Origin of the sequence: Streptomyces sp. NPDC052042 (assembly GCF_044548345.1) — a bacterium.
Classification (GTDB): Bacteria; Actinomycetota; Actinomycetes; order Streptomycetales; family Streptomycetaceae; genus Streptomyces.
This window is the reverse complement of sequence record NZ_JBIUBU010000014.1, coordinates 164,567-175,034: the sequence shown is the minus strand read 5'-3', so window position 1 is coordinate 175,034 and position 10,468 is coordinate 164,567. Positions and strand designations below refer to the sequence as shown.

General features: G+C 69.1%; 9 protein-coding genes and 1 pseudogene. 5 read left to right on the top strand and 5 right to left on the bottom strand.

The genetic code is table 11. From position 1 onward, the window contains the following. Positions 1–112: 112 nt before the first annotated feature. From ACIHCL_RS23125 to ACIHCL_RS23115, 3 genes are all read right to left on the bottom strand, one after another. Positions 113–736 (bottom strand): RraA family protein, encoded by a 624-nt coding sequence (locus ACIHCL_RS23125; protein ID WP_399864392.1) that lies wholly within the window; start codon positions 734–736, stop codon positions 113–115. Positions 737–909: 173 nt separating this feature from the next. Beyond that, entirely contained in the window at positions 910–1,068 is a 159-nt protein-coding gene (locus ACIHCL_RS23120; RefSeq protein WP_399864390.1) for a hypothetical protein, read from the bottom strand. A 185-nt stretch (positions 1,069–1,253) separates the two neighbouring features. Then, complete coding sequence (locus ACIHCL_RS23115) at positions 1,254–2,159, bottom strand: LysR family transcriptional regulator ArgP (RefSeq protein WP_399864388.1); 906 nt, start codon at positions 2,157–2,159, stop codon at positions 1,254–1,256. A 70-nt stretch (positions 2,160–2,229) separates the two neighbouring features. On the opposite strand from ACIHCL_RS23115, the gene ACIHCL_RS23110 reads away from it, so the two are divergent. From ACIHCL_RS23110 to ACIHCL_RS23100, 3 genes are all read left to right on the top strand, one after another. Next, on the top strand, positions 2,230–2,856 hold the full coding sequence (locus ACIHCL_RS23110; RefSeq protein ID WP_399864386.1) for a LysE/ArgO family amino acid transporter: 627 nt from the start codon (positions 2,230–2,232) through the stop codon (positions 2,854–2,856). A gap of 547 nt (positions 2,857–3,403) precedes the next feature. Continuing rightward, positions 3,404–6,118 carry an aconitate hydratase AcnA gene (gene acnA / locus ACIHCL_RS23105; protein ID WP_399864385.1) on the top strand — a complete coding sequence of 905 codons (2,715 nt, stop codon included), beginning with the start codon at positions 3,404–3,406 and terminating at the stop codon, positions 6,116–6,118. Positions 6,119–6,349: 231 nt separating this feature from the next. Next, the gene (locus ACIHCL_RS23100; RefSeq protein WP_399864384.1) at positions 6,350–6,994 is read left to right on the top strand and encodes a histidine phosphatase family protein; all 645 of its coding nucleotides are present in this window, start codon (positions 6,350–6,352) and stop codon (positions 6,992–6,994) included. A gap of 134 nt (positions 6,995–7,128) precedes the next feature. Here ACIHCL_RS23100 and ACIHCL_RS23095 read toward each other — a convergent pair. Both ACIHCL_RS23095 and ACIHCL_RS23090 read right to left on the bottom strand, forming a co-directional pair. Beyond that, positions 7,129–7,339, bottom strand: a pseudogene (locus tag ACIHCL_RS23095) (hypothetical protein); the annotation flags it as partial. Between the two features lie 24 nt (positions 7,340–7,363). Further along, a complete protein-coding gene (locus ACIHCL_RS23090) occupies positions 7,364–7,552 on the bottom strand; it encodes a hypothetical protein (protein ID WP_399864383.1) in 189 nt (62 codons plus the stop codon). A gap of 416 nt (positions 7,553–7,968) precedes the next feature. On the opposite strand from ACIHCL_RS23090, the gene ngcE reads away from it, so the two are divergent. Both ngcE and ACIHCL_RS23080 read left to right on the top strand, forming a co-directional pair. After that, positions 7,969–9,417, top strand: a complete 1,449-nt coding sequence (gene ngcE, locus ACIHCL_RS23085) for an N-acetylglucosamine/diacetylchitobiose ABC transporter substrate-binding protein (RefSeq protein WP_399864381.1) — start codon at positions 7,969–7,971, stop codon at positions 9,415–9,417. Positions 9,418–9,467: 50 nt separating this feature from the next. Further along, positions 9,468–10,391 (top strand): carbohydrate ABC transporter permease, encoded by a 924-nt coding sequence (locus ACIHCL_RS23080; RefSeq protein WP_399864379.1) that lies wholly within the window; start codon positions 9,468–9,470, stop codon positions 10,389–10,391. Positions 10,392–10,468 lie beyond the last annotated feature (77 nt).

Sequence of the window (10,468 nt, the reverse complement as noted above, 5' to 3'; positions counted from 1 at the left end):
GGACGGGGACGGGGACGGGGACGGGGACGGGGACGGGGACGGGGACGGGGACGGGGACGGGGACGGGGACGGGGACGGGGACGGGGACGGGGACGGGGACGGGGGTAAGGGGTCAGCCCGTGAAGCCGCCTTCGGCCAGGATGGTGTCGATACGGGCGCGGTGCGCCTCCTGCCAGGAATCGAGAGTCTCCCGCGCCTCCTTGGCGAGCTTCTCGCGGGCACCGAGGAGCACCTGGTCGCCGCGGGCGCTCGGAATGACCACGACGCCCTCTTCGTCGGCCACCACGATGTCGCCGGGGTGGACCTCCACCCCGCCGCACCGCACCGGGACGTTGAGCGGTCCGACGGCCTTCTTCGTTCCTGGGACGGGCATGACGCCCCTGGCGAAGACGGGAAACCCCATCTCGCGCACCTCGGCCAGATCGCGGAGCACCCCGTCGGTCACGAATCCGGCGATCCCACGGCGCTGGGCGACCGCGCAGACGTTTCCTCCGGCGAGGGCGAAGTCCACGTCTCCCGCCTCGATGACGACGACCGAGCCGGGTTCCGCCCGATGGATGGCCGCGTGCAGCATCAGGTTGTCCCCAGGAGGGCACCGTACGGTGAACGCCGGTCCGGCGATGCGCGGGGGCGAGGGCCACAGCGGGCGAATGCCGATGTCCATGACGTGTTCGCGGCCCAGGAGTTCGGCGAGAGTGGTCGGGGATATGCCGTCGTACGCGGTGATGTCGTTCACGCTTCTCCTTTGCTGGGATGCTCGCGCCACCGGCGGCGACGCGTCCCGTGTGCAGTGGGTCAGATGTCGTACAGGCCGTGCCGCGGGCGTCGAACCCGTGGCCGTCCGGAAGGGGGCCGGCCCGGTCCTCCTCGCCCCGCCGTCCTCAAGGCGCTCCGTGACAAGAACGGAGGTCATGCTGTCGAACGTCGGCCGGAAGAGCTGGATCGCGATGTCCCCGTACCCGTGCCGGGGAAGAGCGAGGCCGGGAACCGCCCGCCTGCGTCCTGGCCGATGCCGCCGGTCCGGTGGCCCGGTTCGTGGGTGACGGGGGCGACCGGGGGGACAGCCATGCCGGGATCATAGCCACCGGCTCGGATACCCGGAACCACGGTGCTCAGGCGCGGAGTTCGGGTGGGAGGCCCGTCCGGTGCAGGTCGGCCGGAAGCCGGCCCGTGTCGTTGTGCAGGAGCATGCAAGGGAGCACAGGGGAGGGGAGGACCGGCGCGCAGCGGATGACCGTCAGCGCGGCGCGGGGTCAACCCTGGGAGTGCAGGGACTCGGCCGCCACCGCGGTGATGGTCTCCGTCACGCGCGCGAGCGCGGGCACGTCCAACTTCCACTGCTGCCAGTACAGCGGTACGTCCACGCGTCGCCCCGGCGCCAATTCCAGCAGGGCGCCCGACCGCAGCAGCGGTTCCGCCTGTGGCTCCGGGACCAGCCCCCAGCCCAGGCCGGCGGCCACCGCGTCGCAGAAGCCCTCCGACGTGGGTACGTAGTGCCGCAGGCCGCCGGCGCCCGACCCGTCGGGCGTGAGGGACCGGACGAACCGGTCCTGGAGTTCGTCGCGCCGGTCGAAGACGATCACCGGGGCGTCGGGCAGGCGGCCTTCCAGCGGCCCCGCCGACAGGTGGCGCGCCGCGAATCCCGGACTCGCCACCGGCAGATACCGCGCCAGGCCCAGCGGGCGAACCGTGCAGCCCGCCACCGGTTCCGACGACGACGTCACCGCGGCCATCACCCGTCCCTCACGCAGCAGCGCCGCGGTGTGCGCCTCGTCCTCACGGTGCAGGTCGAAGCAGATGGGCGGGCTCTGCGGCACCCGGGTCAGGGCCGGCAAGAACCAGGTCGCCAGGGAATCCGCGTTCACCGCGATGGGTACCCGGACCGGACCGGCCCCGCTCGCGATCCCCAGCTCCGTCCGCGCGTCCCGCTCCAGAGCGGCGAGCTGGCGCGCGAACCGCACCACCACCTGCCCGGACTCCGTCGGGCGGACCGGCTTCGTGCGCATCAGCAGCACCCGTCCGGTGCGCTGCTCCAGCGCCTTGACCCGCTGGCTGACCGCGGACGGTGTCACATACAGGGCCGCGGCGGCGGCGTCGAAGGTGCCCTCCTCGACGACGGCGAGCAGCGTCCGCACCTGGTCGAAGGGAAGCTCGTTCATCACGACAGCTAATGCTAGATAAGAAACTTTAGCTGTACTGACGGCTCGGTCGCCCATAGCGTCGGGCGACATGAACAGCGGCGTCCTCCCAGCAGCCATCGCCGGATTCGGTACGGGTCTGTCCCTCATCGTGGCCATCGGCGCACAGAACGCGTTCGTCCTACGCCAGGGGGCGCGCAAACACGCCGTGCTCGCGGTCGTCGGCATCTGTGCCGTGTCCGACGTGGTCCTCATCGGCCTCGGTGTCGCCGGGCTCGGCGCCGTCGTCACCGCTTGGCCCGCGGTGCTGACCGCGGTCGGTGTGGCCGGCGGCGGCTTCCTCATCTGTTACAGCGTTCTGGCCGCCCGCCGAGTGCTGCGCCCCGTCCCCGGGCAGGGGCTGACGACGCATGGCGCCGCCGCGGGCTCCGTCCGCACGGCGGTGCTCACCTGCCTGGCCCTGACCTGGCTGAACCCGCATGTCTACCTGGACACCGTGCTGCTGCTCGGCTCGGTCGCCGCCGACCGCGGCCCGCTGCGCTGGGTCTTCGGTCTCGGCGCGATGCTGGCGAGCCTGGCGTGGTTCACCGGCCTCGGCTACGGCGCCCGGCTCCTCGGCGGCGTCCTGTCCCGTCCCGGCGCCTGGCGGGTGCTGGATGCGCTGGTCGCGGCCACCATGCTGCTGATGGGCGTGATGTTGCTGGCCCGCACTCTCTGATCCCGCCGCTGCACGTACCCCGGGGACGGCCGGCCCCTGCCCCACGCAGCCCGGGGTGGCCCCTGCCCCACGTACGGCCGGGGCCGGCCTCTGCCGCACGTACGCCCGGGGCAGGACCCGGCGCGGCTCGAACTCCGGCGGTCTGGTTCCGCCTCCGCCTCGGCTCGTGCCGCCGTTCCGTCCGGCACCCGAACCCCTGCCTCGACCCCCGGCGAGGGATCCGTCGTGCGGGAGCGCTCCGGAGCCCGAGAGGTGCCCCGGGGGTACGAGGTCCGGGCGGTCTCACCTGTCGGACACCGCGCACGGGCATCGGCGCAGGGCAGCGGCGGACACGGGTGCCCGCACATGACCGTACGGCGGTGATGTACTAGAGTTATCTCGACATCGAGATATTTGCCGAAGGCGCACCGCAGTCCGCCATCGGGTAAGGGTTACCTAACTAAGTCTTACCTTAACGGATGGGCGAGGGGCCGCAGGCGGCACCACGCGGCGCCCGCCGTAATGAGGCGCGGCGCGGAGTACGCGCACATTGATGAAGGAGACTGTCGTGTCGGCGAACAGCTTCGACGCCCGCAGCACGCTGCGCGTGGGCGACGAGTCGTACGAGATCTTCAGGCTGGACAAGGTCGAGGGCTCCGCGCGCCTCCCGTACAGCCTGAAGGTGCTCCTGGAGAATCTGCTCCGCACCGAGGACGGCGCGAACATCACCGCCGACCACATCCGGGCGCTCGGTGGCTGGGACTCCCAGGCGCAGCCCAGCCAGGAGATCCAGTTCACCCCGGCCCGCGTGATCATGCAGGACTTCACCGGCGTGCCGTGCGTCGTGGACCTCGCCACCATGCGTGAGGCCGTGAAGGAACTCGGCGGCGACGCCACCAAGATCAACCCCCTCGCCCCGGCCGAGCTGGTCATCGACCACTCCGTCATCGCCGACAAGTTCGGCACGAACGACGCCTTCAAGCAGAACGTCGAGCTGGAGTACGGCCGCAACAAGGAGCGCTACCAGTTCCTGCGCTGGGGCCAGACCGCGTTCGACGAGTTCAAGGTCGTTCCGCCGGGGACCGGCATCGTCCACCAGGTCAACATCGAGAAGCTGGCCCGCGTCGTCATGGTCCGTGACGGCAAGGCCTACCCCGACACCCTGGTCGGCACCGACTCGCACACCACCATGGTCAACGGCCTGGGCGTGCTGGGCTGGGGCGTCGGCGGCATCGAGGCCGAGGCCGCCATGCTCGGCCAGCCGGTCTCCATGCTCATCCCGCGCGTCGTCGGCTTCAAGCTGACCGGCGAACTGAAGCCCGGCACCACCGCCACCGACCTGGTGCTGACCATCACCGAGATGCTGCGCAAGCACGGTGTCGTCGGCAAGTTCGTCGAGTTCTACGGCGAGGGCGTCGCCGCCACCTCGCTCGCCAACCGCGCCACCATCGGCAATATGTCGCCGGAGTTCGGTTCCACCGCCGCGATCTTCCCGATCGACGACGAGACCCTGAACTACATGCGTCTGACCGGCCGCAGCCCGCAGCAGGTCGCGCTCGTCGAGGCGTACGCCAAGGAGCAGGGCCTCTGGCTGGACCCGGCCGCCGAGCCGGACTTCTCCGAGAAGCTGGAGCTCGACCTCTCCACGGTCGTCCCGTCGATCGCCGGCCCGAAGCGCCCGCAGGACCGCATCGTCCTCGCCAATGCCGCCGAGCAGTTCAAGAACGACGTCCTGAACTACGTCTCCACCGCCGACGAGGCGGGCGAGGAGTCCTTCCCCGCCTCCGACGCCCCGGCCGCCACCAACGGCGTCCCGTCGAACCCGGTCACCGTGACCGCCCCCGACGGCACCAGCTACCAGCTGGACCACGGCGCCGTCACCGTCGCCGCGATCACCTCCTGCACCAACACCTCGAACCCGTACGTCATGGTCGCCGCCGCGCTCGTGGCGAAGAAGGCGGTCGAGAAGGGCCTGACCCGCAAGCCGTGGGTCAAGACCACCCTCGCCCCGGGCTCGAAGGTCGTCACCGACTACTTCGACAAGGCGGGCCTGACCCCGTACCTGGACAAGGTCGGCTTCAACCTCGTCGGCTACGGCTGCACCACCTGCATCGGCAACTCCGGCCCGCTGCCGGAGGAGGTCTCCAAGGCCGTCAACGACCACGACCTCGCCGTGACGTCGGTGCTCTCCGGAAACCGCAACTTCGAGGGCCGCATCAACCCCGATGTCAAGATGAACTACCTGGCGTCCCCGCCGCTGGTCGTCGCGTACGCCCTCGCGGGCTCCATGAAGGTGGACATCACCAGGGACGCCCTCGGTGTCGACCAGGACGGCAAGCCGGTCCACCTCTCGGACATCTGGCCGACCGAGGCCGAGGTGAACGACGTCGTCGCCAACGCCATCGGCGAGGACATGTTCAACAAGTCCTACCAGGACGTGTTCGCGGGCGACGCCCAGTGGCAGGCCCTGCCGATCCCGACCGGCAACACCTTCGAGTGGGACGCCGAGTCGACCTACGTCCGCAAGCCCCCGTACTTCGAGGGCATGACGATGGACCCGGCCCCGGTCGAGGACATCGCCGGCGCCCGGGTCCTCGCCAAGCTGAGCGACTCGGTCACCACCGACCACATCTCCCCGGCCGGCGCCATCAAGGCCGACACCCCGGCCGGCAAGTACCTCACCGAGCACGGTGTGGAGCGTCGTGACTTCAACTCCTACGGCTCGCGCCGTGGCAACCACGAGGTCATGATCCGCGGTACGTTCGCCAACATCCGCCTGCGCAACCAGATCGCGCCGGGCACCGAGGGCGGCTACACCCGCGACTTCACGCAGGATGGCGGCCCGGTCTCCTTCATCTACGACGCCTCGCAGAACTACCAGGCCGCCGGCACCCCGCTGGTCGTCCTGGCCGGCAAGGAGTACGGCTCCGGCTCCTCCCGCGACTGGGCGGCCAAGGGCACCGCGCTCCTCGGCGTCAAGGCCGTCATCGCCGAGTCGTACGAGCGCATCCACCGCTCGAACCTCATCGGCATGGGCGTTCTCCCGCTCCAGTTCCCGGAGGGCACGACCGCCGAGTCCCTCGGCCTGACCGGCCAGGAGACCTTCTCCATCACCGGCGTGACCGAGCTGAACAACGGCACCACCCCGCGCACGGTCAAGGTCACCACCGACACCGGTGTGGAGCTCGACGCGGTCGTCCGCATCGACACCCCCGGTGAGGCGGACTACTACCGCAACGGCGGCATCATGCAGTACGTGCTGCGCGGCCTGATCCGCAAGTAAGCGACGTCGGGCAGCCGACCGAGCGGTCCAGGCGGCCGACCGGACGGCAAGGGGCCGCATCCCGGAACACCGGGGTGCGGCCCCGCCCGTTCGGCGCGACACCCCGGGCGGCACACCGTTCACCGGCCGTCGGAATGCGATCGTGGGCGCGCGGGTTCTCCGCACAGAGCCACTGGCACCGGCAAGGCACAGCCACTGGCACGGAGACGGCACAGAAGGCGGAACGCACCCATGGGCGAGTTGATCCTGATCCGGCACGGTGAGACCGAGTGGTCGCGGTCCGGTCAGCACACCAGCTACACCGATCTGCCCCTGACGCCCTACGGCGAGCACCAGGCCCGTGCGCTGACGCCCCTGCTCGCCGACCGGCGGATCGCGCTCACCCTGGTCAGCCCCTCGGCGCGAGCCCGGCGCACCGCCGAACTCGCCGGGCTCGCCGCCCCGCACGTCATTTCCGACCTCCACGAATGGGACTACGGGGGGTACGAGGGCGTCACCACCGACGAGATCCGCCGCACCCGGCCCGACTGGAACCTGTGGACCGACGGCGTCGACCCCGGCCCCCAGACGCACCCCGGTGAGACCCCCGCCGAGGTCGGCGCCCGCGCCGACCGGGTGCTGGCGGAGGTGGCGCGGGAGGCCGACCGGAACGGGGACGAGGACATCGCCCTCGTCGCCCACTCCCACTTCCTGAGGGTGCTCACGGCCCGCTACCTCGGGCTCACACCGGCCGAGGGCACGTTGTTCCAGCTCGCCACGGGCGCCGTCTCCCGGCTCGGCACCGAGCACGGGAAGCCGGTGATCACGGCGTGGAACGTGACCCTGCCCGAGAGCCTGTTCCCCTGGACCGCGCCGGACGGCCCGCAGCGCGGCTGAGTACCGGTGACGCGACCGGGCACCTCCGCAGGGGCCGGGCGCCGGGTGCCGGGGGCGAGCCCCGTGCGGCGGGAGACGGGGGCGCCGGGGCCGGTGCGAGGGGAGGAGGGGCCGGCCACACCTCCCCGCCGCCAGGTGTGCTCGGCGTCGGCCCGGACGTCTGTCACCTTGTCGGTGATATTGCCCGGTATTCCTGTGGAGAATCCTCATTGCTGTGGAGAATCCGCTGTCGATACCTGATGACCGCTTCTTTCCACCGGGGCCTGCTTCGACGGTGTTGCGCCGGTCCGGTTGCATTTCGCTTTCTTCGAAAGAGGCGCGGAATGTCCATGCCGTCGGGGCCATTGGGCTGGTCGCCCCGTATTTCGATCATGGTGCGGCGGCCATGGCGGGGCGTTCGTGATCAGGGCCGAAGAAGCCGCGAAGAGCGCGGCCGTACGACGGATTCTCCGTGAGGTCCGTGCAGGGCCGCATGCCGAGCCATTCCTCCCGGAGAACTGCGGCGGACGGCGCTGTCGACCCGGTGCGCACGGCGTAGCGGGCCGTCAAGCCCCCCATGTGTCAAGGGTGTTGAAGGTAAAGTATCGGCAGAATTTACCGTTCCGTGAAATTCCCCGCGTCATGGGGTGGAACGTGCGAGGGCCACCTATTCCCCGAGGTCTCAACTCGGGAAAGACTGCTGCTCAACCTTGCATTCGATCTTGCTCAGCCGACCGGAAGTGGACTATACCTGTCGGCGTCCGCGCGGGGTTTCGTACACACGCGGGCAAGGGGGTGCGGGGTGGGACCCAAGGGCGCGGACGTGTGTTCTTCGGTCGATCTTCCCGAACTCCCGCAGCACGTGGCTAGCCTGAAAAGAGATCAGTACCACCCAAGCGCAACTGACCGCGGTGGCGGGGCCCTTCGCCTGAGGCGAATATCGACGGGCGACCGGTACACACCGCCTGAGTCCTGGAGAAGGCGAGGACTTGAGCATGGGATCCACCTCCGCCCACAAGAATGAGGGCCTCGGCCGTCGCGATGTGATCAAGCGATCCGCCGCACTCGGCCTGATCGGCGTGCCGACGATGAGCTTCCTGGCATCGTGCGCGAGCGGCAGCAGCGGCGGCGACGCGAAGGTCGAGAAGGGCAAGGTCACCAAGGAGAACCCGCTCGGCGTCAACGAGACGGCCCCGCTCGAAGTCGTCATCTTCAACGGCGGATTCGGTGAGCAGTACGCGATCGACGCGGAGAAGAAGTACAACGAGGCGTTCCCGAAGGCCCCCAAGGTCAAGCACGTCGCGACGCAGAAGATCGCCACACAGCTGCAGCCGCGCTTCAACGGCGGCAACCCGCCGGACCTGATCGACAACTCGGGTGCCGAGCAGATGGACATGGGAGTCCTGGTCGGCAAGAAGCAGTTGGCCGACCTGACACCGCTGATGGACGCCCCGTCCATCGACGACCCGAACAAGAAGGTCCGCGACACCCTGCGTCCCGGCGTCCTGGAGATGGGCCAGTTCGACGGCGAGCAGGTCTGGATCATGTACTACGCGTACACGGTGTACGGCGTCTGGTACTCGCAGACCGCGCTGGAGAAGCTCGACGCGGAGTACCCGGAGACCTGGGACGACATGCTCGCCCTGTGCGCCAAGGCGAAGAAGAAGGGCATCGCCGGCTGGACGTACCCGGGCAAGTACCCCTACTACCTGCCGTTCTCGCTCTACCCGTTCATCGGCAAGATCGGTGGCCGGGAGGTCCTCGACAAGATCGACAACCTGGAGCCGAACGCCTGGAAGGACCCCGCGGTCAAGGCGGCGTTCGAGGCGTACTACGAGCTGTACCAGAAGGGGTACATCCTCCAGGGCACGCCGGGCCTGACGCACATCCAGTCGCAGACCGAGTGGACGAAGGGCAAGGCGCTCTTCATCCCGAACGGTTCGTGGGTGGAGAACGAGGCGGCGCCGACGACGCCCGAGGACTTCAAGATGATGGTCGCGCCGCCGTCGGGCCTGGACGCGTCCGACAAGATGCCGTTCGGCACCATCTGGGCCTCCGGTGGTGAGCCCTTCGTCGTCCCCTCCCAGGCGAAGAACCCCGAGGGCGCCATGGAGCAGCTGCGCATCATGCTCTCCGAGGAGTCTTCGAAGAACTTCACCCAGCAGGTCAAGTCGCTCAGTGCCTTCAACGGCGGCACGGACGGCCTGAGCCTGTCGACGGCCCTGCAGGCCGGTGTCGACGCGCTCAAGCTGGCCGGCGACAACGTGGTGAACCCGCGCCTCCAGGACTGGTACGTGAAGCTCCAGAAGGAGCAGATCGGCGTCGCCGGACTCGGCGAGATGATGGCCGGCCGCGCGACCCCGGCGGAGACCATCAAGAAGATCCAGGCCTTCGCCGACGCGGCGGCCAAGGACCAGTCCATCAAGCACTACAAGCACCAGTGAGCAACCGTCACCAGCGGCGGCACCCGCGGAAAGATCGGGGTCGGTAAACGATGCAGCATGGCAAGTACCGTTTCATCGTGGGGTTCCTGGCAGCCCCACTGGCGCTGTACGCGGTCTTCGTGCTCTGGCCGTTCGTCCAGTCCATCTACTACTCGTTCACGGACTGGACCGGCCTGAGTGCCGACTTCTCGGTGGTCGGGTTCGACAACTACACGAGAATGCTGAAGGACGACGTCTTCTGGAAGTCCTTGCAGCACAGCGTGCTGCTCGTGTTGCTGCTGCCGCTGGTGACGCTTGGCCTGGCGCTGTTCTTCGCCTTCATGCTCAACGTGGGGGGTCGACGGCGCCGGAACGCGACGGTCTCCGGAGTACGTGGATCGAGCTTCTACAAGATCGCCTACTTCTTCCCGCAGGTGCTTTCGATCGTCATCGTCGCCCTGCTCTTCCAGTTCGCGTTCAACCCCCGCGACGGGATGATCAACGCGACGCTGAAGGGGTTCGGCCTGGGCTCGGTCAAACCGGAGTGGCTCGGCGATCCGAACCTGGCGCTCATCTGCGTCATGATGGTGCTGGTCTGGTCGACGGTCGGGTTCTTCGTCGTCCTCTTCTCGGCCGGCATGGCCTCCATCCCGAAGGACTTCTACGAGGCGGCGCTCCTCGACGGCGCCAACCGCTTCACCACGTTCTTCCGGATCACGCTTCCGCTGCTCTGGGACACGGTGCAGTCGGGCTGGGTCTACATGGGCATCCTGGCCCTCGGCGTCGAGGCATTCACCGCCGTACAGGTCATGACCGTGGGCCCCGGCGGCCCCGACTACTCCACCACCGTGCTCCCGCTGTACGTGTACCAGACGGCTTTCCGCGACGGTCAGGCCGGATACGCGACGACGATCGGTGTCGGACTGCTCATCGTCACCATGGCCTTCGCCGCCATCGTGATGCGACTGGGCCGGCGCGAGCGGCTGGAGTTCTGATGCGGCGACCGACGGGGCACGCCCCCCGGACCCCAGCCCCCCGGCAGGCACCACGGGTCGGCCTTCGTGTCCGGCTC